Origin of the sequence: Acidovorax sp. sic0104, assembly GCF_019219095.1 — a bacterium.
Classification (GTDB): domain Bacteria; phylum Pseudomonadota; class Gammaproteobacteria; order Burkholderiales; family Burkholderiaceae_C; genus Acidovorax.
Map to the genome: position 1 here is coordinate 105,552 of NZ_JAHUWH010000006.1, position 22,572 is coordinate 128,123.

Below are 22,572 nucleotides of genomic sequence, written 5' to 3' on the forward strand. Positions count from 1 at the left end.
CCTGGCGTGCACGCCGCAAGCGGACGGCACGTTCGGGGACTACTTGCGGCTGGCTTTCGCCGTCTTCACCGCAGGCTTGGCGGCTGCACTTGCAGATGCCGGCGCCGCCTTGGCGGCGGGCGCCTCGGCCTTCGGGCGGCCGGTCTTGATGGAGGGCACCGCCTGCACGGCTGACCGAAGGGCACTGTCGGACAGCGCAGCCAGCACCTTGAGCCCGGCGCGCAGCAGTTCGCTTTTCTTGACGGGCTGGGCGAGCGCTGCGGAGCGCTGCTTGAGCGTCTCGATCACGGCGTATTCATCCTTGGGAATGGTGAAACTGTCGCGCACCAGTTTGGGCTTCTTGGCCTTGCCGTCTTTCGCGCTGTCAGCCGCCACTGCCTTGGTGGGCTTGGCCGGTTTGGCTGCCTTTGCGGCTGGTTGCTTGGGCGCTGTGGGTTGAGGTTTGGCTGCGGATTTCGCAGGAGCGCCTGCCGCTGCCTTGGCGGTGGTCTTGGGCGCTGTCGTACCCGCTTTCACGGACTTGGCCGCCGATGCCGGGGTCGCGGGGATGGTGGCTGGAAGCGGGGTGCTGGAAGTGGTCATGGTGCAGATTGAGTAAACGATATAAACAGTTTATACCGTTTCTTTCTGCCGCTCAACAGCCCTCAAGCCAGCCAAGCCCTCAGGCAAGGCTGACCGACAGCTCCCAGGGCGTCTTCAGCCATGCCTGCGTTTCCTCGCGCAGCAGGTGCGCGGACTGGGGGTATGCGGCAGCCCAGCCGGCCCGCGCCGCCAGGTGGAACCTCGCTCCGTCCTGGCGCAAGGTCAGGCCTGCGGTATCGGGGTCGCGCCGCGCGTGGCACAGGGCTACCGCCAGCCGCAGGGCAAGCAGTTGCAGAGCGAACATCGGGTCGTGCAGATCCGCGTCGATCTTGCGGACCTTGCCGCGCTGCCCCTGCACCAGGATCCCCAGTCGGTGCAGTTCCGGTACCGCGAACCCGGCAGCGTCGGTGTTGTCGAGGATGTAGGCGCCGTGGCGGTGGTAGTCGCTGTGCGATATGAGGCAGCCGATCTCATGCAGGCGCGCGGCCCAGTCGAGCTTGCGCGCTGCGCGTTCGCTGCCCTCGGGGGCTGCCTGGTCGAAGAGGGCGCATGCCGTGCGTGCCACGCGATCGGCGTGTTCGCTATCCACACCGAACCGCTGCATGAGCCCGTTCACGGTGGTAGTGCGCAGGTCTGTCTCGGGCTGCTCGCGGTCCAGCAGGTCGTACAGCGCGCCCTGGCGCAGCGCGCCTTGCGCCACCTGCATCTGGTCGATTTCCAGAAGGTCGAACACTGCGCGCAGCACGCTGATGCCACCGCCGATCACGGCGCGCCGTTCTTCCTTCAGGCCTTCCATGCGCAGGCGGTCGGCGGTCTGGGCGCGCAGGAGCCGCTCCTGCAGCCACTGCAGGCCGTCGCGGGTGATGAGGCCCGGGGGGCCGCCAGCGGCCGCCAGGATGTCTCCTACCGCCCCGGCGGTGCCGGAGGATCCGTACGCGACCTCCCAGGCGTCGGGACGAAAGGTCTCAAGGGCCTCGTCCAGGACGGCCTTGGCGGCAACTTCGGCAGCCAGAAAGGACGTGGTGGTGAATTCGCCCTGCGAAAAGTAGCGCTGCGACCACGCCACGCTTCCCACGCGAAAGGACGCGACGGCATTTGGTGTGAACTGCTGTCCCAGGATGAGCTCGGTCGAGCGCCCCCCGATGTCGATCACCAGGCGGCGCTCGTCGGACTGTGGAAGCATGCGCGCCACGCCTTGGTAGATCAGCCGGGCTTCCTCGGGGCCGGACACCACGTCGATCGGGTAGCCCAGCACCTGGCTGCCGCGCGACAGGAATTCCTCGCGGTTGCGCGCCTCGCGCAGGGTCTGCGTGGCCACCGCACGGACCTGGGCGCGGGGGAATCCGGCCAGCCGTTCGCCAAACCGCGCGAGGCACGCCCAGCCGCGCTCCATGGCGTCGCGCGTGAGGTTGCGGTCTTCGTCGAGGCCATTGCCTTGCCGCACGGTTTCCTTCAGGTATTCCACCCGCTGGATGTGGCCGAACTCATAGCGCCCGATTTCAAGGCGAAAACTGTTGGAGCCGAGGTCGACTGCGGCGAGGCGTGTGCCGTTGTGCATATTGTTCTGGTAGGAGCTGCGACCGGCATCCTACCGCGTGCCCTGTCGCATGGGGCTGTTGCCTGCGCGCGGCAGGCGAAGAAGGGGGGAGGGCCAGCGCCGGGCGAGTGTGACGCCGGCGTGTGACGAAACCGTGACACCGGTTTTTGCGCTTCTTCTATGTGTGGCGAAGGAATGAATGGATGGGTTTGTGTCACTGAATTGTCATCTTGGGCCCCTAGAGTTCACGCTGTTCCTGTTAACCCTAGCCCAAAGGTAACCTCATGAAACGCACATTCCTCAAAACCGTTGCCATCGCACTGGCCACCCTGTCGGTCGGCGGTGCCTTCGCAGCGGACATCACCGGCGCTGGCGCTACCTTTCCCTTCCCCATGTATGCCAAGTGGGCCGAAGCCTACAAGAAGGAAACCGGCACGGGCCTGAACTACCAGTCCATCGGTTCGTCCGGTGGCATCCGCCAGATCCGCGCCAAGACCGTGGTTTTTGGTGCCACCGACGCCCCGGTTCCCGGTGCAGACCTCGACAAGGACGGCATGGTGCAGTTCCCTGCCATCATCGGTGGCACGGTGCCTGTGATCAACCTGGACGGCTTCAAGCCTGGCGAATTGCGCGTCACCGGCCCGGTGCTGGCCGACGTTTTCCTGGGCAAGATCGCCAAGTGGAACGATGCCAAGCTGGCCGCACTGAACCCCGGCAAGACCCTGCCTGACCAGAACATCACCGTGGTGCACCGTGCCGATGGATCTGGCACCACCTTCAACTGGACGGACTATCTCTCTGCCGTGAGCAAGGAGTGGGCTGACTCCGTGGGCAAGGGCGCTGCCGTGAAGTGGCCTGCCGCATCGTCGGTGGGCGGCAAGGGCAACGAAGGCGTGGCCGCCAACGTGACCCGTGTGAAGGGCGCCATCGGCTACGTCGAGTACGCCTATGTCAAGAAGAACAACATGAACTTCCTGCAACTGCAGAACGCGGACGGCAAGTATGTAAGCCCCGATGACAAGACCTTCGCCGCCGCGGCTGCCAGCGCTGACTGGTTCAGCGTGCCAGGCATGGGCATCTCGATGGTGAACGCCAAGGGCGCCGACAGCTGGCCCGTCAGCACGGCGTCCTTCATCCTGATGTACAAGGATCCCGCCGACAAGGCGCAATCGGCCGAAGTGCTCAAGTTCTTCGACTGGGCTTTCAAGAACGGCAAGGCCATGGCCACCGAACTGGACTACGTGCCGCTGCCTGACAGCCTGACCGCCGAGATCCGCTCCAAGGTCTGGTCGCAAATCAAGAAGTAATTAATCCAAGCAATCAAGGCAGCCTGCCTCAAAATGGCACCCATCGGCCGGCCGGTCTGGCCGATGGGTGCTGGTTTGTGGGGCCTCCAGAAGCCAGATGGGAGTCAACATGAGCGTGGGAACCACCATGAGTTCGCAACCCGTGTCCGTCCACAAAGTGACGGGCGCCCCCACAGAGTCCATGGTCTCGATTGCCAAGCGGCAACGCCTGCAGGACATCGTTTTCCATCGGCTGACCCAAAGCCTGTCCCTGCTGGTGCTTGCAGCGCTGCTGGGCATCATCGTGTCGCTGTTCGTCTACGCGTGGCCCACGTTCCACAAGTTCGGCGCCCAGTTCATCTGGCGCGTGGAATGGGACATCATCAATGAAGAATTCGGTGCCGCGATCGCCATCGTCGGTACCCTGGCCAGCGCCGGCATCGCGCTGCTGATCGCCGTGCCGCTCGCCTTCGGCATCGCGCTGTTCCTGACCGAAACCTGCCCCGTGTGGCTGCGCCGCCCTCTGGGCACGGCGGTGGAGTTGCTGGCGGCCGTGCCGTCCATCATCTACGGCATGTTCGGCCTGTTCGTTTTTGCGCCGCTGTTTGCCGACTACTTCCAGATGCCGGTGCAAAAGCTGCTCGGTTCCATGCCGCTCGTGGGTTTCCTGTTCGGTGGCAGCACCAACGGCTTTGGCATCCTGGCCGCCGGCATCGTGCTCGCCTTCATGGTGCTGCCCTTCGTGGCGGCCGTGATGCGCGATGTGTTCGAGATCGTTCCGCCCATCCTGCGCGAGTCGGCCTACGGCCTTGGATGTACGACGTGGGAAGTGGTGCGCCGCGTGGTGCTGCCTTATACGCAAAAGGGCGTCATCGGCGGCGTGATGCTGGGCCTGGGCCGCGCTTTGGGCGAGACCATGGCGGTGACGTTCGTGATCGGCAATGCCAACCGCATGCCCACCTCGCTGTTCTCGCCCGGTACCTCCATCGCCTCCACGCTGGCCAACGAATTCGGTGAGGCCGCCGACTTCCACCTCTCCACGCTGTTCGCCCTGGGCTTTCTGCTCTTCGTGATCACTTTCGTGGTGCTGTCGGCGGCCAAGATCATGCTGCTGCGCGCCGAGAAGGCCAAGGGCCTCTGAGCCCCGCCATGAAAACCTCCAACGAGACAAGCTCCATGGAATTCAACCAACAACTCTATAAGAAGCGCCAGCGCTCCAACGCCATCGGCCTGACCCTGTCGCTGGGCGCCATGGTGCTGGGCCTGTTCGTGCTGCTCTGGATCCTGAGCGTGCTGCTGTCCAACGGCTTCGCCGCGCTGGACTGGAACATGTTCACACAGTCCACGCCGGCTCCCGGCTCCGAGGGCGGCGGCCTGGCCAACGCCATCGTGGGCAGCCTGATGATGGTGGGTTTCACCGTGCTGGTATCCACGCCCATCGGCGTGCTGGCGGGTGTGTACCTTGCCGAGTACAGCGGCCAGAGCAAGACCGCAGAACTGACCCGGTTCGTGACCGACATCATGCTGTCTGCGCCTTCTATCGTGCTCGGCTTGTTCGTCTATGCGATCGCAGTGGCCACGGTGGGCAACTTCTCCGGCTGGGCCGGCAGCCTGGCGCTGTCGCTGATCGCCGTGCCCGTGGTTGTGCGCACCACCGAGAACATGCTGCGCCTGGTGCCCGGCAGCCTGCGCGAGGCGGCCTTTGCCCTGGGCGCGCCGCGCTGGAAGGTATCCACCATGGTCACCCTGCGTGCGGCCCGCAGCGGCGTGATGACGGGCCTGCTGCTGGCTGTGGCCCGCATCAGCGGCGAGACGGCGCCCCTGCTGTTCACGGCACTCAACAACCAGTTCTTCAGCACCAACATGAACGCGCCGATGGCCAACCTGCCCGTGGTGATCTTCCAGTTTGCGCTGAGCCCCTATGAAAACTGGGTGCGCCTGGCCTGGGGTGGCGCACTGCTCATCACGCTGTCGGTGCTGATCCTCAACGTCGTGGCGCGGGTCTTCCTGCGCGAAAAGAGCCGTGCCTGACCGGGCCGGCCGCCCGCGCACGCAGACACAACCAGACAGTCTCCATTTTCAGGATTCGACCATGAACGCCACCGCTACCGCCACCGCCAGCAAGAACGCGCTGGAACTGCGCAACCTGAGCTTCTTCTACGGCAAGTTCCAGGGGCTGCGCAACGTCAGCCTCAACATCGCAGAGCACAAGGTCACCGCTTTCATCGGCCCCTCGGGCTGCGGCAAGTCGACCCTGCTGCGCACGCTCAACCGCATGTACAGCCTGTACCCGGGCCAGCGCGCAGAAGGCACCATCAATTTCTACGGCCAGGACATCCTGGACCCCAAGCAGGACATCAATCTGCTGCGCGCCCGCATCGGGATGGTGTTCCAGAAGCCCACGCCGTTTCCCATGTCCATCTACGACAACATCGCCTTCGGCGTGAAGCTGTACGAGACTCTGAGCAAGAGCGAGATGGACGACCGCGTGGAATGGGCGCTGTCCAAGGCCGCGCTGTGGACCGAAGTGAAGGACAAGCTGCACCAGAGCGGCCTGTCGCTGTCCGGCGGCCAGCAACAGCGGTTGTGCATCGCACGCAGCGTGGCCGTGAAGCCCTCGGTGCTGCTGCTCGACGAGCCCACCTCGGCGCTGGACCCGCTGTCCACCGCCAAGATCGAAGAGCTGATCGATGAGCTCAAGCACGACTACACCATTGCCATCGTGACCCACAACATGCAGCAGGCAGCGCGCTGCAGCGACTACACCGCCTACATGTACCTCGGCGAGATGATCGAGTTCGGTGCCACCGAGCAGATCTTCTTCAAGCCCGAGCGCAAGGAAACCGAAGACTACATCACCGGCCGTTTCGGCTAAGGAGACAACGAGATGCCCGATAAACATCTTTCCTCGCAGTTCGACAGCGAACTCAACAGCGTCTCCGCCCGCGTCATGGAGATGGGCGGCCTCGTGGAGTCGCAGATCCGCCAGGCGGTCTACGCCCTGTCCCAGTTCAGCCTGGAGGCGGTGGAAACCGTCGCCTCGATGGAGACCCGCATCAATGCGATGGAGGTCGAGATCGATCAGGAGCTTTCTTCGATCATTGCCCGCCGCCAGCCCACCGCACGCGACCTGCGCCTGCTGCTTGCTTTCTCCAAGGCCACGGCCAACCTCGAGCGCATGGGCGACGAGGCCAACAAGATGGCGCGCATGGTGCGCTCCATCATCGAGAGCGGTGCACCGCGCTCGCTGCCGTCGAGCGACCTGCGCACCGCCGCCGAGCTGGCATCGGGCCTGCTGCGCAAGACGCTGGACGCGTTTGCGCGCCTGGACGTCAAGGCTGCCGTCGCCATCCTCAAGGAGGACGACCTCATCGACAAGGAGTTCGACGGCTTCGTGCGCAAGCTCATCACCTACATGATGGAAGATCCCCGCACCATCTCTCCCAGCCTGGACCTGCTGTTCCTGGCCAAGGCGATCGAGCGCATCGGAGACCACTCCAAGAATGTGGCCGAGCTGATCATCTATCTGGTCAAGGGCAAGGATGTGCGCCACACTGCCCTGGACGAGATCGAGTCGGCCGTGCTGTAAGAAAGGGCTTTGGCACACCTATGAGAAAGCTCCCACGCGTCCTCATCGTGGAGGACGAACCCGCGATTGCCGAGCTGATTGCCGTCAATCTGCGCCACAACGGATTCCAGCCATTCTGGGCGGAAGACGGCGACTCTGCCCAGCGCGAGCTCGACGCCGTGCTGCCGGATGTCATCCTGCTGGATTGGATGCTGCCGGGCCAAAGCGGCCTGTCGCTGGCTCGCAAATGGCGTGGCGACAGCCGCACCAAGCCCATTCCCATCCTCATGCTCACGGCCCGTGGCGATGAGCCGGACAAGGTGGCCGGGCTCGATGCCGGTGCCGACGACTACATCACCAAGCCGTTCTCCACGCAGGAGCTTCTGGCCCGCATCCGTGCCGTGCTGCGCCGCCGCGCGCCGGAGCAGGTGAGCGACAGCGTGACGATCGGCGAACTGGTGCTCGATGCCGGCACATACCGCGTGACCTTCCAGGGCCAGCCGCTCAAGGTGGGTCCGACCGAGTTCAAGCTGCTGCACTTCTTGATGAAGCATGCCGAGCGCGTGCACAGCCGCTCGCAACTGCTCGACAAGGTGTGGGGCGACCACGTCTTCATCGAGGAGCGCACGGTGGACGTGCACGTCAAGCGCCTGCGCGAAGCGCTGGGGTCTGCCTCTGTGATGGTGGAGACCGTGCGTGGCGCAGGCTACCGTCTCACGGCGCAGCCGCAGGTGCAGCTGCAGGCTTGAGCTGGGTCTTTTTTCTGCTGTGGTGAACGGGGCGCACGGGTTGCGCCCCTGGCTTTTTGAGAAGGCGTTGCGGACCGGATGCTGTGGCGAATAACGTATTTCCTGCTGTGGCAGATCGCGGGCGGCAGCCTGGGATGGTGGAAGGGTGGGCCCTGGGGCGCGGCTTTGGGCGCTGCCCTGGCGGGATGGGCCTGGTTTGTGTGGGACTTGCTGCGCGGCGTGCGCGTTCTGCGCTGGCTGCGCACGGGCGACCTGAGTGACGTGCCCTCGATGCGCGGCATCTGGGGGGAGGCGGCCGACCGCGCCCGGCGCCTGCTGCGTCGCCAGGAAGCCCAGATACGTGACAGCCAGGACCGGTTGCAGGAGATCCTGGCCGCCCTGCAGGCCACGCCCAACGGCGTGGTGCTGCTTGACGCGCAGGGCCGCATCGAGTGGTGCAACCAGATGGCGGCCAACCAGTTCGGGTTCGACGCGCAGCGCGACGTGATGCAGTCCATCGGCAACCTGGTGCGCGACCCGGATTTCACCGCGTACTTCGCGGCGCAGGATTTCACCCGTGACGTGGTGCTGGAGGGGCGGTTCAGCACCCCGTCCCGTCCGGTGCGCATATCAGTGCATCTGCACCCTTACGGTGACGGGCGCACCTTGCTGCTGTCGCGCGACGTGACTGCGCTGGAGCAGGCCGATGCCATGCGGCGCGACTTCGTGGCCAATGTGTCGCATGAGATCCGAACGCCCCTCACTGTGCTCACGGGCTTTGTGGAAACCCTTCAGACGCTGCCTTTGAATGCCGACGAGAGGTCCCGGTACCTGGGCATGATGGGCCAGCAGGCGCTGCGCATGCAGAGCGTGGTGCAAGACCTGCTGACCCTCTCGCGCCTGGAGGGCAGCCCGCCGCCCGGCATGGCCGAGTGGATGCCGGTGCAGTCACTGTTGCAGCGCTGCGAAGAGGAAGGGCGCGCTTTGTCTGCGCTGCTCACGCAAAACCAGCCGCGACAGCACACGATGGTCTTCCCCGGGGCGGACAGCTTGCGGCAGGAGGGCCAGATTGCCGGCGTGCCTGCTGAACTGCAGAGCGCGCTGTCCAACCTGATCAGCAACGCGGTGCGCTACACGCCTGCTGGCGGCACGATCACGATCACCTGGCAGCGCAAGGAAGATGGGAGCGCGGTGTTCTCGGTGCAGGACACCGGCCCTGGCATTGCCCCTGAGCACATCCCCCGACTGACGGAGCGCTTCTATCGCGTGGACCGCAGCCGATCGCGCGAAACCGGCGGGACGGGCCTCGGGCTGGCCATCGTCAAGCACGTGCTGCAGCGCCACGGCGCCACGCTCGAGATCACCAGTGTGCTGGGCAAGGGCTCGGTGTTCGCGGTGACGTTTCCGGCCAACCGGCTGCGCGGCTTTGCGCTGCCTGCGGCGGCGGCTTGATCGGGCGCCAAGACACTCAAACGGGCCTGTGAATCGCCCGCCACAGCATGGCCACGAACAGCAGTGCCGTTGCCAGCAGGGCGGCCGCACTGGCGGCCCAGAACGGCGTGGGCGAAGGCGTGGTGACGGCCCACATGCCCTCGCCATGGTAGGCCCACAGATAGCCGCCGCCCAGTCCGGCGCCCCACAGCAGAACGCAGTACACCAGCAGCGGTGCCACCGTGATCCGGTAGCAGCGCAGCACAAAGACGCACAGGGTCTGCAAGGCATCCGCAAGGTGGTAGGCCGCAACCCAGACCAGCACGCCGCCGGCCATCGCCACCACGGCAGTGTTGCTGGAGTAGATGGTGCCCAGGTGGTGTTTTGCTATCAATAAAGTAGCTGACAGCGCAATACCAGCAAGCGCTGCAAGCTTGAATCCCATCAAAACCGCCTGCCGCGCGCGCACAGGGTCGCCAGCGCCCAGCCAGTAGCTGGTGCGGGCACTCGTGGCAATGGCGAGCGACAGCGGCACCATGTAGAGCACTGCGGCAAGGTTCGATGCGATCTGGTGTGCTGCCGATGCGATGGTGCCCTGGCGCGCGATGAACAGCGCCATCAGCGTGAACGAAGTCACCTCCACCATCACCGCCAACCCGGCCGGAACGCCCAGCCGCGCAAAGCCGGCGATGGTCGGCCAGTGGGGTGGCTCGATGCGGCGCCAGAGGCTCAGGGGTCGGTAGATGTCCTGCGTGCGCAGCAGCCAGACGGCCAGGCCCAGCATGCTGCAGTTGACCACCAGCGTTGCCCAGGCGCAGCCGACCACGCCCTGTGCGGGCAGCCCGAATCCGCCGAAGGTGAACCAGATCGACAGGGGCAGCTTGATGAACAGCGAGCCCACCTGCAGCCAGGTCACCAGCTGGGGACGCCCGAGGGCCTGGTTCAGCGTGCTGTAGATGCGAAAGAGCAGAGCCGGTGGCAGTGCCAGGGCAAGCACCGCCAGGTAGCTCTCGACCTCGGTGCGCAGTGCGGGTGGTACTTCGGTCCAGCGAAGCAGGGGGCCGGGTGACAGCAGGATGGCCATTCCCGCCGTCGAAGCTGCGGCACACAGGTACAGCGCTTGCCGCAAGGAGCTGCCGATGGCCTCCGTCTGGCGCGCGCCGCGCTGCTCCGACCACACCGGCAGAAGTGCCTGCAGCACACCGATCAGCGCGACATACACGCTGATGAAGATGGCCGAACCGACCGACAGCGCGGCCAGCGAGGACTCTCCATAGCGCCCCGCGACGATGGTGTCCGTCACGCCGAAGGCCATGACGGCCAGCTGCCCGGCCAGCACGGTGGCGGCGTGCCGGGAGATGGTGGACAGCTCGGACATCAGCGCGCAGACCCGGCGCGCCGAAACACCAGCAGATGGTCGTTCTTGTCGGTAGGCCGGGGAACAACGGCCCGGCGCTCCCACAGCGCCGCGTTGACCATGCGCTCGGACGCAGGCCAGGATTCCTTGTCGGCCACCAGCCAGTCGCACTCGTCCTGCAGGCCCGCGCGTTCCAGCGCGAGTTTGCCGTGGTACTGCAGCGCGGCCACTTGGGCGCGGTTCAGTCCCACGGTCTGCACGCAGCCCGGTTGGGGGCCCAGCACCGCCTGCACGGCCCGCACCTGCGGCCCGTAGCTGCGGGCATAGTCCAGCAGCGGCAGCCACAGCGTCATCAGCAAAACCCAGCCCAGCGCCGCGCCGCCTGCGGGCAGCACCAGGCTCTTCCAGATGGGCGCGCGGTCGCGCGAGGCGCGCCACCACACCAGGCTGCACCAGCCGGCCGTGGCCGCCAGCGCCACCACCAGAGCCAGCAATGAAAACTGCGGCACGAAGCCGGGCGCAAGCTTGGCCACGTTGGCCGCCGGCTTGGCCGGAAAGCCCGTCTGCATCGCGATCCATATCACCCAGATCGCCAGGGCCGACACCGTGAAGAACAGCAGCGTGAACCAGTCGATCAGTGCGCCCACGCTGCGCCGCAATGTGGGCAAGGCAAACGCGGCCAGCGCGGCCAGCGCCGGCAGGCCCAGCAGCAAGGCCCTGTCGGCGGGCTGCGTGGTGAGCGTCGCCGCGATCGACACGGCGGAAAACCACAGCGGCAGCAGCAGGTGCCGGTGGCCCTGCCGGCTCACGATCTGCTTGCGCCAACGCCACAGCGTCCACAGCGCCAGGGGCCACGCGGGCCAGCCAAACCACAGCAGCAGCCGTGCAAGGCTTTGCCATTCCTTGCCACCCGAGCCCGCACCGGTACCAACGATGCGCCAGCGCCACAGGTCTAGCTTCCAGGCCACCAGGGCAGCAACCAGGGTGACCGCGGTCAGCACCAGCGCCCAGGGCAAGCGGCGGTCCGTACTGCTGCCCGGCGCCATCACCACCAGCACGATGCTGCCAACGCCCAGCAGGGCGGCGACCGCAGGGGCTCCCGCCAGGGTCAGCCCCAGCATGCCCACGGCCAGTGCGATGGCCGGTGCCGTGGCGCGGTGGGGCATGGCCGCCACCGCGAAGAAGAGCAGCGCCGTGCAACTGAGCTGCACCAGGTAGCTGGTGACTTCGTGCGACAGCTGCGCCAGCCCCAGGCAGGCAATCAGGGCCAGCAGTGCGCCGTCGGCAATCGCACGCGCGTAGTCCGGCGGGTTGGCTTCGCCCCCGAATGCAAATGCCACCGGCTGAGCGCCCGGGCTGCGTGCCAGGTAGTACACGCCGTACCAGGTGGCGATGAGGGTCAAGGCCAGCAGTACGGCAAAGGGCAGGCGTACCGCCATTTCGGCAGACAACCACGACGGCGCGAGCTGGATGGCCCACGCGCCCAGCCAGTAGGGCAGCAGCCCCTCGGTCTCTGGCGCCATGCCGCCCACGAGCGGGGCCAGCCACGGAGTGCGGCCCTGCGCCAGCTCCAGCATGTAGCCGAACGCCGTGACGTCCGCGCTTTTCCAGGGGTCCCGGCCCACGAAGCCCGGTACGACATAGGCAATGCACAGCAGCAGCAGCGCCCAGCGTGGCAGGGGGCTGACGGCATTCTGGGTAACGATGGCAGGGGTGGGTGGGGTCACGCGTCAGAAAGGCGGCAAAAGCGGAGCCACTGAGAATAAGGGCAAAAGCACTGCGAAGGCCCCAAAGCGACGAAAGACTCCGCGCCCCTGCGACGGGCCTTCGCGCGGGGTTGGGGAGGCGGCGACAACAAAGCAAAAAGGCAGCCCGGTTGCCCGGGCTGCCTTTTGTGGCGCTGACGCAAGGACGAATTACTTCGCTGCAGTCTTGCCGAAACGGTTGCGGAAGCGCTCCACGCGGCCACCCATGTTGTCCACCGACTTTTGCGTGCCGGTGTAGAAGGGGTGCGATTCAGAAGAGGTATCCAGCTTGAACAGCGGGTATTCCTTGCCTTCGAAGGTCTCGGTTTCCTTGGTGTTCACGCACGAGCGGGTCACGAACTTGAAGCCGTTGGACAGGTCCGAGAACAGGACTTCGCGGTAGTTGGGGTGAATGCCTTCTTTCATGATCAATCCTTGTCAAGTGCGGGAGCCGCGCTGAACCCGGAGCAACCTTTGCGCCGTGGAACATTCAACGTACTTTCCGCAGAAAAAGCCCTCTATTATTGCATAGGGTGAATCTGGGGCTTGGCAGCATCGGGAGCGGCGGTGGAAACGGGCGCGCCCTGAGACCAGTGCCACCGTGGATCTGGCTCTGCCAGTCCACCGGTGTCGTCCCCCTTTGAGGGGAGGCGCCGACGGCGATCCAGGGGGCTTACCCGCCCCTTCGCATCATGTCGAAGAAGTCCACATTGGTCTTGGTGGCCTTCATGTTCTTGATCATGAGCTCCATCGACTCGATCTCGTCCATGTTGTACATGAACTGACGCAGGATGCGGGTCTTTTGCAGGATCTCGGGGGCCAGCAGTAGCTCTTCGCGGCGCGTGCCGCTCTTGTTGAGTTCGATGGCGGGGAACACGCGCTTTTCGTACAGGCGGCGGTTCAGGTGGATTTCGCAGTTGCCCGTGCCCTTGAATTCTTCGAAGATCACTTCGTCCATGCGGCTGCCGGTGTCGACCAGCGCGGTGGCGATGATGGTCAGCGAACCGCCTTCCTCGACCTTGCGGGCGGCGCCGAAGAAGCGCTTGGGGCGCTGCAGCGCTGCGGCGTCCACACCGCCGGACAGGACCTTGCCGCTGGAGGGCACGACGTTGTTGTAGGCGCGGGCCAGGCGGGTGATGGAGTCCAGCAGGATCACCACGTCCTTCTTGAGTTCGACCAGGCGCTTGGCGCGCTCGATCACCATCTCGGCCACATGCACGTGGCGGGCGGCGGGCTCGTCGAAGGTGGAGGCGATGATCTCGCCCTTCACCGTGCGCTGCATTTCGGTCACTTCTTCAGGGCGCTCGTCCACCAGCAGCACCATCAGGTGCACGTCGGGGTTGTTGGCCGTGATGGCGTGGGCGATGTGCTGCATCATCACCGTCTTGCCGCTCTTGGGCGGTGCGACGATCAGCGCGCGCTGTCCGCGGCCGATGGGGGCGATGATGTCGATGATGCGGCCGGTGATGTTCTCCTCACCCTTGATCTCGCGCTCCAGACGCATCTGTTCCTTGGGGAACAGGGGCGTCAGGTTCTCGAACATCACCTTGTGCTTGTTCTGCTCCGGTGGACCGCCGTTGACGGCGTCGAGCTTGGTGAGGGCAAAGTAGCGCTCGCCATCCTTGGGCGTGCGCACTTCGCCTTCGATCATGTCGCCGGTGTGCAGGTTGAAGCGGCGCACCTGGCTGGGCGAAATGTAGATGTCGTCCGTGCTCGCGGTGAAGCTGGTGTCGGGGCTGCGCAGAAAGCCGAAGCCGTCGGGCAGGATTTCCAGCACGCCGTCGGCAAACACCTGCTCGCCCGCCTTGGCGCGCTTCTTGATGATGGCAAACATCAGCTCCTGTTTGCGCATCCGGCCGGTATTTTCGATTTCGAGTTCTTCGGCTTGCTTCAGGACTTCAGACACGTGCAGTGCCTTGAGTTCGTTTAAGTGCATGGAGTGACTCCTTGGCGGAGCTGGTGTGAACTTTGGGGGGGAGGGCTGATGCCGGGAAGGCTGCTGTTTGCAGGCCTGGCATGCCGTGGATCTTGGTCCGGCTGCCAATGCGTGCAGACCGGTGATCGACAGGAATTATGACAGGAAAAAAACCGGGGTATTCGGGGGCTTGCTATTTGGCCGCCAGCCAGGGCATCGCGGAGTGCGGGTGCCGAAAGAAAAACGCCCCGCCAGACGTCTGTGTCTGCGGGGCATGGGGCGATCGATCAGGCCAGTTGCTGGTCGATGAAGGCGGTCAGTTGTGCCTTGCTCATCGCGCCGACCTTGGTGGCGGCCAATTGCCCGTCCTTGAAAAGCATCAGGGTGGGGATGCCGCGAATGCCGAACTTGGCGGGGATCTCGCGGTTGTCGTCCACGTTCAGCTTGGCGATCTGCAGCTTGCCCTGGTAGGTGCCGGCCACTTCGTCCAGGATGGGGGCGATCATCTTGCAGGGGCCGCACCATTCCGCCCAATAGTCCACCAGCACCGGGGTGCCGGCCTTGAGCACGTCGGCTTCGAAGCTTGCGTCGGAGAGATGTTTGATGAGTTCGCTGGCCATGGCGGATTCCTTGTGTCTGGGCGGGTTGCGACCGGGGTACGTATAAAGTCTGGTCATTGTGACAGAAACCAATCCCACGTTCACCGTTATGGCCGCGCCTTGTGACGCTATGACAGTCATAGCGAAAAGCGATCAGTGCGCGCTCTTGTGGAAGCGTGTTCTGGACCAGGTCGCGCGCCATATTGCGCAGTGCGGCGCCCACCCCGCACGCACCGTGGTGCTGGTGCCGTACGCCCAGCTCATGCCCTGGGCGCAGCGCTACTGGGGCGTGGAGCACCCCGATGGCTTTGCGCCCCGGTTCGAAACCACGCGCAACTGGGCGCGGCAACTTGCGGCTTTTGTGCCCCAGGGGGATGACCTGGCCGGCGATGTGGCGCGTGACACGTTGACGGCACGCCTGTTGCTGGACCGTGTGGGTTTGTCCGCGCAGCGCGATGTGCTGGCCGCTGCGCTGCAGGAGGCCGCCGCCCAACTGGCCCCAGCGGTGGCTGCCGTCCCGCCCGCGCAACGAGAGGCCTGGGGTCAGCAGGCGCGCAGCCTTCTGCCGCAGGCGGACGAAGGTTCGGCGCTGCGCTACGAGTCCGTGGTCGCGCGCATCGCGCTTGAGTGGGTGCTGGCCTCGCGCCACGCCACGGACGTGCTGTTTGAGCCCGGCGTGGCGCGTTCCGTCGATGCCCTGGTGCTCTTGCCCGGGTTCCAGCCCGATGGCCTGGCGCAGTCGCTGCAGGCGCACTGGGGCGCCAGGGCCGTGGCACTCTCCCTGCGGGATGCGGGTGAGCCTGCGCAGGCCGAAGGGCAGCGCCATGTGGCTCTGCATGCGGCGCAGGACGCTGAGGACGAAGCACAGCGCGCGGCAGCCTGCGTGCTGGCCCATCTGGCTGCGGGGCGCGTCCCCGTCGCCTTGGCCGCCAACGACCGCGCGCTGACCCGTCGCATCGGGGCTCACCTGGCCAGCAGCGGAGTCGCGGTGCGTGACGAAAACGGCTGGACTCTGTCGACCACGCGGGGGGCGGCTCGCTTGATGGCGGCGTTGACCGCCAGCGCGTGGGACGCGACCTCCGATCAGGTGCTGGACTGGCTCAAGCACGTGCCCCGTGCCGACGAGCGCGTGCTGGCGCGGCTGGAGCGTGCGCTGCGCAAGGCGTCGATGGCATCGTGGTCGCAGGTGGCTCAGCACGGCTGGGACGGCCAGCCCGATGTGGCGGCTCTGGTGGCGCAGGCACAGTCCTGGCGCGACAGCCTGCGCGCCGCGCGCGCATTGCCCCAGTGGCTGCAGGCCCTGCGCACCTTGCTGGTTGGCAACGGGCAGTGGCAGGTGCTGGAGGACGACGCCGCCGGCGAACGCGTGCTGTCCTCTCTGCGCCTGCAGGCCGGACAGGAGGCGGAACTCGATGGCTGGGGCGATGGCGCGGGCCGCCGCATGTCGCTGGCCGAATTCACGCGCTGGGCCAACGAGGTGCTGGAAGCCGCGCGGTACGTCCCCACCCAGGCGGGCGACGCGCCCGTGGTGGTGTTGCCCATGCCCCAGTTGCTGGCGCGCCCCTTTGCGGCGCTGGTACTGCCCGGTTGCGACGAAAAGCGCCTGCAGGCCGCTCCCGAGCCTGCGGGCGAATGGACGCAGGCGCAGCGCGAAGCCTGGGGCCTGCCCACGCGCGCGTCGATGGAGGCGGCCCAGCGCGCAGCCTGGCAGCACGCCCTGCAGACCCCGGCCGTGGACGTGCTGTGGCGTACCGGCGACGAAGGCGGCGAGCCCCTGCTCGCCAGCCCGCTGGTGCTGGCGCTGCGCCTGGACGGCGCCGCGCAGGCCGGTGCCGATACACGCACGCAGCGCACCGTGGACGCAGCCCCGACGGCACGGCCCTTGCCCCGGGGCGATCGGCTGCCCGTGTTGCGGCTGTCTTCCACCGCGTATTCCGACCTGCGGCACTGCCCGTATCGTTTCTTCGCGCTGCGCCAACTGGGCTTGCAGGAGGCCGATGAGCTGGCCGCCGAAGTGGACAAGCGCGACTTCGGCAACTGGCTGCACGCGGTGCTGCAGCACTTTCACGAGGCCCTGCTGGCCGACCCTGCGCGGGACCTGTCCGAGCGCGTGCTGCGCATGGACGCGGCGGCCCAGGCCGTGACGCGCGCCCAGGCGTTGGGGGAGGGCGACTTCCTGCCCTTCGCCGCAGGCTGGCCGCAGGTGCGTGACGGCTACCTTCGCTGGCTGGCCCGGCATGAAGAGTCGGGCGCATCTTTTCGCCAGGCCGAGCTGCGCGCCACCCAGCCGCTGGGCAGCCTGGAGCTTGTGGGCACGCTAGACCGCGTGGACGCAGTGCCAGCGCACGACGAATCCACCACGCTCGTCATCGACTACAAGACAGAAAGCGATAGCGTGACACGAAAGCGCGTCCAGTCCGGCGCCGAAGACACCCAACTTGCGTTCTACGCCGCGCTCCTCAGCCACGACACGCTGCGTGCCGCCTACGTGAACGTTGGCGAGCGGGGCGAGACGCAGATGCACGAGCAGGAAGACGTGGTGCACCTGCGCGAGCTGCTGGTCGAGGGCATCCAGCACGACTTCGAGCGCATCGCCGCGGGCGATCCGATGCCAGCTCTGGGCGAGGGCATGGTGTGCGACTACTGCGCTGCACGCGGGCTGTGCCGCAAAGATTTCTGGAAATGACTGAACAAGCCGCCTACGAACACAACGGCCAGCCCATATCGCGCGAGGGCTTTTACGCCATTGCCTGCGACCCGCAGCGCAGTGTGGCTGTGGAGGCCTGCGCGGGTGCGGGCAAGACCTGGATGCTGGTCTCGCGCATGCTGCGCGCGCTGCTCGACGGCTGCGCGCCGCACGAGATACTGGCCATCACCTTCACCAAGAAGGCGGCCGGCGAAATGCGCCAGCGCCTGCAGGAATGGCTGGAGGACTTCTCCCACCGCCCGCTGGACGAGCTGACCCGCGAGCTGGTTGCAAGGGGAATCAGTCCCGAGCGCGCGCTGGACAAGCGCGAGGCGCTACAAAATCTATACCGTCAGATGCTGGCCAGCGGCCGCCCCGTGCAGATCCGCACCTTCCACAGCTGGTTTGCGGCGCTGCTGGGCACGGCCCCGCTGGCGCTGCTGCAGTCGCAGGGCCTGCCCGCGCACTTCGAGCTGCTGGAGGACGATGCCGAGGCCGTGCGCGAGGTCTGGAGCCCTTTCCTGCAGGCCGTGGCCGACAGCCCCGGTCTCAAGGCCGACTACGAAGCCGTGGTGGAGCAGCATGGCCGCTCGCAGACGCACAAGGCCCTGGCGGCGGCGCTGGCCAAGCGGGTGGAGTTCGACCTCGCTGATGCGGCGGGCGTGGTGGATGCCTCTGTGCCGCCTTTCCAGGCCGCATACCCCGACCTTGCGGGCTGCGCCGAGCCCGCCGACGCGCTGCAGGGCGACGCGTGCCGCCAGCGCTGGCTGGCCCACGCCAAGGCGTTGGGGGCCGAGGCCAACAAGACACCGCAGAAGGCCGCAGACGCCATCGTCGATGCATTCGCCTGCACCGACCTGAACGAGCGGCTGGACATGCTGCGCAAGGCGCTGTTCGTGGCCAAGGAAGACCGGCTGTCCAAGAACCTTGAGAAGTTCCCCGCCGCGCAAGAGGCCGAGCCCGAGCTGCAGCGCCTGCTCGTGGCGCGCCGCCAGCACGCGGCCTGGCAGCACCAGCAGCGCATGGCGCGCCTGGCGCGCCGCCTGATCGCCGAGTTCGCGGCCGTGAAGAATCAGCACGGCTGGGTGGACATGAACGACGTGGAGCGCACCGCGCTGGTCATGCTGTCCGACCCCATCCTGTCGGGCTGGGTGCAGGAGCGGCTCGATGCCCGCGTGCGCCACCTGCTGGTCGATGAATTCCAGGACACCAACCCGCTGCAATGGCAGGCCCTGCACGCCTGGCTGTCGGGCTACGCGGGCTCGGGCGGCGGCGCCACGGCGCCCAGCGTGTTCATCGTGGGCGACCCCAAGCAGAGCATCTACCGCTTTCGCCGGGCCGAGCCGCAGGTGTTCATCGCGGCGCAGGCCTTTGTGCGCAACGGCCTAGCGGGCGACCTGCTCAGCTGCGACCACACCCGCCGCAACGCCACGGGCGTGATCGCCGCGGTGAACCACGTGATGGGCACGGCCCAGGCCCAGCACGAAACCATCGGCTTTCGCGACCACACCACCGAATCGAGAGACCCCGGCTCCCTGCTGTGCCTGCCGGCCATCCTGCCGCCGCAAGCCGACGGTAGCCCAGGGGCAGGCATCGACCCTCTGGCCTGGCGCGACAGCCTGACCGAGCCGCGCCACGAGGCCGAGGAAACCCAGCGCATGCGCGAATGCACCCAGGCCGCCGCCTGGGTGGCCGCGCAGATCGCCCGGGGAACGCCCCCGAACGAAGTGCTGGTGCTGGCCCGCAAGCGCGACCGCCTGGCCGCGATGCAGGACGCCCTGCGCGCCCTGCACCTGCCGTGCGTGCAGCCGGAAAAAGCCGATCTGTTCGACGCGCCCGAGGTACAGGACATCGTGGCGCTGCTGGACGCGCTGGTGTCCACCGGGCACGACCTGTCTCTTGCGCGTGCGCTGCGCTCGCCGCTGTTTCGCCTTCCTGACGACGCACTGGTGGCGCTGGCCCTGCTGCGCCGCCAGCCCGAGCATGCTGCCACCAGCTGGTTCGATTTGCTACAAAAAACAGAGCTATTGACGACCGAATATCAAGCTATAGGGCCTGTTTTGATGCAATACAAGGCCTGGGTGGACAGCCTGCCGCCGCATGATGCGCTGCACGCCATCTACCAGCACGGCGACGTGCTCGCGCGCTTCGCGGCCGCAGCGCCCGCCACGCAGCGCATGACGGTGCAGGTCAACCTGCGCGCGCTGCTGTCGGCCGCGCTGCAGCATGACGGCGGGCGCTACCTCACGCCCTATGCGTTTGTGCGGGCCATGAAGCGCGGCGGTGTGCGCGCCCCGGGCCGTGCCGATGCGCAGGCCATCCGGCTGCTGACCGTGCACGGCGCCAAGGGGTTGGAAGCGCACTGCGTGCTGCTGCTGGACACCGACACCCGCCCTCAGAAGGCCGAGACCATGGGCGTGCTGGTGGACTGGCCCGGTGAACAGACGGCGCCCACCGGCTTTGTCTTCCTGGCCAGCGAATCGAGCCCCCCGCCCAGCGCGGTCGATGCGCTCGCCACCGAGCAACAGGCCCGCCAGCGTGAAGAGCTGAACATGCTCTACGTGGCCATGACGCGCGCCAAGCACTGCCTGGCCATGTCGTCGGTGCAGCCCGCCACGTCGGCGCCCGGCAGCTGGTGGAGCCGCCTCGCGCCCCTGATGGAAGAGGTGGATGTGGCGGGCGTGCCTGGCGTGCCGGTGGGTGGTGTGCAGGAGGGCGTTGGCCAGGCCGGGGAGGCCGACGACGCTGGACGCGGCGCCGCAACGCCCGCCGCTTTCAGGCTCGCAGAGCTGCAGCGCGTGCCCGATGCGCTGCGCATGCCGGCAGCCGCCGCCATGGCTGCATCCCCGGGCAGCGCTGTGGACCTGGAGCACGGTGCCGCCACGCCCTCCACCCCCGCCTCGCGCCTGGGCGAGGCCATGCACCAGTTGCTCGAACAAACCGGCGTGGCCGGCGCACCGCTGGCAGAGCTGCGCGAGCAGGGCTGGCCGGCCACCCGCGTGGCCCGCCTGGCGCAGGAGTTCGACATCACGCCTGCCGCCGCAAGGGTTGCCTCCCAGACAGCCCAGCGCATCCTGGCGGGCGAGGGCGCCTGGGCGTGGGATCCTGCGGCCGTCGACACCGCCATCAACGAAGCCCCGCTGCGCCACGGTGGCCAGAGCCTGCGCCTGGACCGCCTGGTGCACTGCACGCAGCCCCCGGGGCGCATCGGCTGGTGGGTGCTGGACTACAAAAGCGCTGCAGAGCCCGAGCGCCAGCCCGCATTGATGGCCCAGTTGCGCCGCTACCGCGATGCCGTGCAGCGCCAGGCGCCGGGCGAGCCAGTGCGGGCGGCGTTCCTGACGGGTGACGGTCGCATGGTGCTGGTGCCGGAGGGCGCTGCCATGCCGGCCGGTGCTGACGCTGCGGTCACGGCCATGAAGCAGGCCCCTGCCACACCCGCAGCCGCAGTGCTGGCAGGGGCAGGGGCAGGGGCAGGGGCAGGGGCAGGGGTGCCAGCAGGGCACGCCCATGCCATCAGGCATACTCCGGCCCCCGCCGCGCAACCCGCGGCGCCCCCTGCCTCCGCACCGCCCGCGCCCCCGGGCGACGACCCAGACTCTCCCCAGCGTTCACTGTTCTGAGCCTGGCCTTGCTGCCCCACGGCGCGCCCCATTCAAAGGTTTCCTCCATGTCCGCCACCACGCCTTCTTCCGCCACTCCTGGGGTCGACCTGCACTGCGACGTCGCCGTGGTCGGCGGCGGCCCCGCAGGGCTGATGGCCGCCGAGGTGCTGGCGCAGGGCGGTGTGGGCGTGCACCTGTTCGACGCCATGCCCTCCGTGGGGCGCAAGTTTCTGCTTGCCGGCAAGGGCGGGCTCAATCTCACGCATTCGGAGCAGCACGACGCCTTCGCCACGCGCTACGGAGCGCGGCAGCCGCAGGTCGAGCCGCTGCTGCAAGGCTTTGGCGGGCCCGAGCTGCGCGCCTGGGCGCAGGGCCTGGGGGTGGAAACGTTCGTCGGCACGTCGGGCCGCGTCTTCCCGCAGGACATGAAGGCTGCCCCTTTGCTGAGGGCCTGGCTGCAGCGGCTGCGCGGGCACGGCGTGCAGTTCCACATGCGCCACCGCTGGCTGGGCTGGGCCGATGACGGCGCGCTGCGGTTTGCCGTCACCGGCCCGGCCGAGGCGCCCGCAGCCGCCACAGTGCGCGCACGGGCCGTGGTGCTGGCACTGGGCGGTGGCAGCTGGGCGCGCCTGGGCTCGGACGGAGCCTGGGTGCCGGCGCTGGTGGGGCGTGGCGTGGCGGTCGAGCCGCTGCGCCCCTCCAATTGCGGCTTCGACGTGCTGCGCGCTGCAGCCCCCGCTGGCGAGACCCGCCGCGAATTCCTGCAGGAGCTGCTGGGCCGCACGCCCACTCCGGGCGTGGGCTGGACGCCGCATTTCACGGAGCGCTTTGCCGGCCAGCCTTTCAAGACCGTGCAACTGAACTTCACCGACAGCCAGGGCCGCGCGTTCAGCCGCCGTGGCGAGTTCGTGGCCACGGCCACGGGCGTGGAGGGCAGCCTGGTCTACGCCGTATCGAGTTTGCTGCGCGAGGAGGTACAGGCCCACGGGCACGCGACCTTCCACCTGGACCTGCTGCCCGACCACAGCCCCGAACGCGTGCTGGTCGAAGTGCGCCATCCGCGCGGGTCTCGCTCGCTCTCGAGCCACCTCAAGAGCCGCCTGGGCCTTGACGGCATCAAGGCCGGCATCCTGTACGAACACCTGGGCAAGGACGGCGTCAACGACCCCGTGGCCCTGGCCCACGCCATCAAGGCCCTGCCCATCACCGTGGTGGCCCCCCGCCCCCTGGACGAAGCCATCAGCACCGCTGGCGGTGTGGCCTTCGAGGCGCTCGACGCCCACCTTATGGCCACGGCCGCGCCCGGCGTCTTCTGCGCCGGCGAAATGCTCGACTGGGAAGCCCCCACGGGCGGCTACCTGCTGACTGCCAGCATGGCCAGCGGCCGCGTGGCCGGCCAAGGCGCGCTGCGCTGGTTGGCTCAAAGCGTTTGACTGAGTGCTTGAGAAAGCGCGCTACCGTTGAAACCGGCGCGCCCTAACGCCAGCGCACCCGTGGATCCGGCTTTGCCGGTCCACCGGGTGCGTCCCCCTC

The 22,572-nt window shown here is 67.2% G+C and carries 17 protein-coding genes; 10 read left to right on the forward strand and 7 right to left on the reverse strand.

Annotated features, from left to right (window positions below; translation table 11 throughout):
* Positions 1 to 39: 39 nt before the first annotated feature.
* Together KW835_RS11700 and KW835_RS11705 are read right to left on the reverse strand one after the other, a co-directional pair.
* The gene (locus KW835_RS11700) at positions 40 to 582 is read right to left on the reverse strand and encodes a hypothetical protein (protein ID WP_218382557.1); all 543 of its coding nucleotides are present in this window, start codon (positions 580 to 582) and stop codon (positions 40 to 42) included.
* Between the two features lie 79 nt (positions 583 to 661).
* Positions 662 to 2,140: a Ppx/GppA phosphatase family protein gene (locus KW835_RS11705; protein ID WP_218382558.1), complete on the reverse strand. Its 1,479-nt coding sequence runs from the start codon at positions 2,138 to 2,140 to the stop codon at positions 662 to 664.
* Between the two features lie 263 nt (positions 2,141 to 2,403).
* On the opposite strand from KW835_RS11705, the gene pstS reads away from it, so the two are divergent.
* The 7 genes from pstS (at position 2,404) to phoR (ending at position 9,153) form a co-directional block, all read left to right on the forward strand.
* Complete coding sequence (gene pstS, locus KW835_RS11710) at positions 2,404 to 3,426, forward strand: phosphate ABC transporter substrate-binding protein PstS (RefSeq protein WP_218382559.1); 1,023 nt, start codon at positions 2,404 to 2,406, stop codon at positions 3,424 to 3,426.
* Between the two features lie 127 nt (positions 3,427 to 3,553).
* Positions 3,554 to 4,546 carry a phosphate ABC transporter permease subunit PstC gene (gene pstC, locus KW835_RS11715; protein WP_370633618.1) on the forward strand — a complete coding sequence of 331 codons (993 nt, stop codon included), beginning with the start codon at positions 3,554 to 3,556 and terminating at the stop codon, positions 4,544 to 4,546.
* Between the two features lie 35 nt (positions 4,547 to 4,581).
* Complete coding sequence (gene pstA, locus KW835_RS11720) at positions 4,582 to 5,436, forward strand: phosphate ABC transporter permease PstA (protein WP_137748293.1); 855 nt, start codon at positions 4,582 to 4,584, stop codon at positions 5,434 to 5,436.
* 61 nt (positions 5,437 to 5,497) lie between these two features.
* Positions 5,498 to 6,280, forward strand: coding sequence for a phosphate ABC transporter ATP-binding protein PstB (gene pstB, locus KW835_RS11725; RefSeq protein WP_218382561.1), 783 nt, complete (start codon positions 5,498 to 5,500; stop codon positions 6,278 to 6,280).
* 12 nt (positions 6,281 to 6,292) lie between these two features.
* Complete coding sequence (gene phoU / locus KW835_RS11730) at positions 6,293 to 6,994, forward strand: phosphate signaling complex protein PhoU (protein ID WP_055398209.1); 702 nt, start codon at positions 6,293 to 6,295, stop codon at positions 6,992 to 6,994.
* Positions 6,995 to 7,014: 20 nt separating this feature from the next.
* Positions 7,015 to 7,722, forward strand: coding sequence for a phosphate regulon transcriptional regulator PhoB (gene phoB / locus KW835_RS11735; protein WP_218382562.1), 708 nt, complete (start codon positions 7,015 to 7,017; stop codon positions 7,720 to 7,722).
* A gap of 78 nt (positions 7,723 to 7,800) precedes the next feature.
* The gene (gene phoR, locus KW835_RS11740; RefSeq protein ID WP_218382563.1) at positions 7,801 to 9,153 is read left to right on the forward strand and encodes a phosphate regulon sensor histidine kinase PhoR; all 1,353 of its coding nucleotides are present in this window, start codon (positions 7,801 to 7,803) and stop codon (positions 9,151 to 9,153) included.
* 16 nt (positions 9,154 to 9,169) lie between these two features.
* Here phoR and KW835_RS11745 read toward each other — a convergent pair whose 3' ends face one another.
* From KW835_RS11745 to trxA, 5 genes are all read right to left on the reverse strand, one after another.
* Complete coding sequence (locus tag KW835_RS11745) at positions 9,170 to 10,510, reverse strand: MATE family efflux transporter (protein WP_218382564.1); 1,341 nt, start codon at positions 10,508 to 10,510, stop codon at positions 9,170 to 9,172.
* The gene (locus KW835_RS11750) at positions 10,510 to 12,216 is read right to left on the reverse strand and encodes a hypothetical protein (RefSeq protein ID WP_218382565.1); all 1,707 of its coding nucleotides are present in this window, start codon (positions 12,214 to 12,216) and stop codon (positions 10,510 to 10,512) included. The genes KW835_RS11745 and KW835_RS11750 overlap by 1 nt, the downstream gene beginning before the upstream one ends.
* A gap of 189 nt (positions 12,217 to 12,405) precedes the next feature.
* The gene (locus tag KW835_RS11755; protein ID WP_056163725.1) at positions 12,406 to 12,660 is read right to left on the reverse strand and encodes a type B 50S ribosomal protein L31; all 255 of its coding nucleotides are present in this window, start codon (positions 12,658 to 12,660) and stop codon (positions 12,406 to 12,408) included.
* Between the two features lie 247 nt (positions 12,661 to 12,907).
* Positions 12,908 to 14,170: a transcription termination factor Rho gene (gene rho, locus KW835_RS11760; protein ID WP_063459546.1), complete on the reverse strand. Its 1,263-nt coding sequence runs from the start codon at positions 14,168 to 14,170 to the stop codon at positions 12,908 to 12,910.
* Between the two features lie 266 nt (positions 14,171 to 14,436).
* On the reverse strand, positions 14,437 to 14,769 hold the full coding sequence (gene trxA, locus KW835_RS11765; RefSeq protein ID WP_218382566.1) for a thioredoxin TrxA: 333 nt from the start codon (positions 14,767 to 14,769) through the stop codon (positions 14,437 to 14,439).
* 109 nt (positions 14,770 to 14,878) lie between these two features.
* On the opposite strand from trxA, the gene KW835_RS11770 reads away from it, so the two are divergent.
* The 3 genes from KW835_RS11770 to KW835_RS11780 are packed head-to-tail and all read left to right on the forward strand — an operon-like array spanning position 14,879 to position 22,472.
* Entirely contained in the window at positions 14,879 to 17,434 is a 2,556-nt protein-coding gene (locus KW835_RS11770; protein WP_218382567.1) for a PD-(D/E)XK nuclease family protein, read from the forward strand.
* Positions 17,431 to 21,057 (forward strand): exodeoxyribonuclease V subunit beta, encoded by a 3,627-nt coding sequence (locus KW835_RS11775; RefSeq protein WP_218382568.1) that lies wholly within the window; start codon positions 17,431 to 17,433, stop codon positions 21,055 to 21,057. Before KW835_RS11770 ends, KW835_RS11775 begins: the two co-directional genes overlap by 4 nt.
* A gap of 47 nt (positions 21,058 to 21,104) precedes the next feature.
* The gene (locus KW835_RS11780; protein WP_218382569.1) at positions 21,105 to 22,472 is read left to right on the forward strand and encodes a TIGR03862 family flavoprotein; all 1,368 of its coding nucleotides are present in this window, start codon (positions 21,105 to 21,107) and stop codon (positions 22,470 to 22,472) included.
* Positions 22,473 to 22,572 lie beyond the last annotated feature (100 nt).

What these genes read in the sequence shown, in the direction of transcription:
- KW835_RS11700 (WP_218382557.1), bottom strand. Translation starts at nt 582, where the DNA reads ATGACCACTTCCAGCACCCCGCTTCCAGCCACCATCCCCGCGACCCCG.
- KW835_RS11705 (WP_218382558.1), bottom strand. Translation starts at nt 2,140, where the DNA reads ATGCACAACGGCACACGCCTCGCCGCAGTCGACCTCGGCTCCAACAGT.
- pstS (WP_218382559.1), top strand. Translation starts at nt 2,404, where the DNA reads ATGAAACGCACATTCCTCAAAACCGTTGCCATCGCACTGGCCACCCTG.
- pstC (WP_370633618.1), top strand. Translation starts at nt 3,554, where the DNA reads ATGAGTTCGCAACCCGTGTCCGTCCACAAAGTGACGGGCGCCCCCACA.
- pstA (WP_137748293.1), top strand. Translation starts at nt 4,582, where the DNA reads ATGGAATTCAACCAACAACTCTATAAGAAGCGCCAGCGCTCCAACGCC.
- pstB (WP_218382561.1), top strand. Translation starts at nt 5,498, where the DNA reads ATGAACGCCACCGCTACCGCCACCGCCAGCAAGAACGCGCTGGAACTG.
- phoU (WP_055398209.1), top strand. Translation starts at nt 6,293, where the DNA reads ATGCCCGATAAACATCTTTCCTCGCAGTTCGACAGCGAACTCAACAGC.
- phoB (WP_218382562.1), top strand. Translation starts at nt 7,015, where the DNA reads ATGAGAAAGCTCCCACGCGTCCTCATCGTGGAGGACGAACCCGCGATT.
- phoR (WP_218382563.1), top strand. Translation starts at nt 7,801, where the DNA reads ATGCTGTGGCGAATAACGTATTTCCTGCTGTGGCAGATCGCGGGCGGC.
- KW835_RS11745 (WP_218382564.1), bottom strand. Translation starts at nt 10,510, where the DNA reads ATGTCCGAGCTGTCCACCATCTCCCGGCACGCCGCCACCGTGCTGGCC.
- KW835_RS11755 (WP_056163725.1), bottom strand. Translation starts at nt 12,660, where the DNA reads ATGAAAGAAGGCATTCACCCCAACTACCGCGAAGTCCTGTTCTCGGAC.
- rho (WP_063459546.1), bottom strand. Translation starts at nt 14,170, where the DNA reads ATGCACTTAAACGAACTCAAGGCACTGCACGTGTCTGAAGTCCTGAAG.
- trxA (WP_218382566.1), bottom strand. Translation starts at nt 14,769, where the DNA reads ATGGCCAGCGAACTCATCAAACATCTCTCCGACGCAAGCTTCGAAGCC.
- KW835_RS11770 (WP_218382567.1), top strand. Translation starts at nt 14,879, where the DNA reads ATGACAGTCATAGCGAAAAGCGATCAGTGCGCGCTCTTGTGGAAGCGT.
- KW835_RS11775 (WP_218382568.1), top strand. Translation starts at nt 17,431, where the DNA reads ATGACTGAACAAGCCGCCTACGAACACAACGGCCAGCCCATATCGCGC.
- KW835_RS11780 (WP_218382569.1), top strand. Translation starts at nt 21,105, where the DNA reads ATGTCCGCCACCACGCCTTCTTCCGCCACTCCTGGGGTCGACCTGCAC.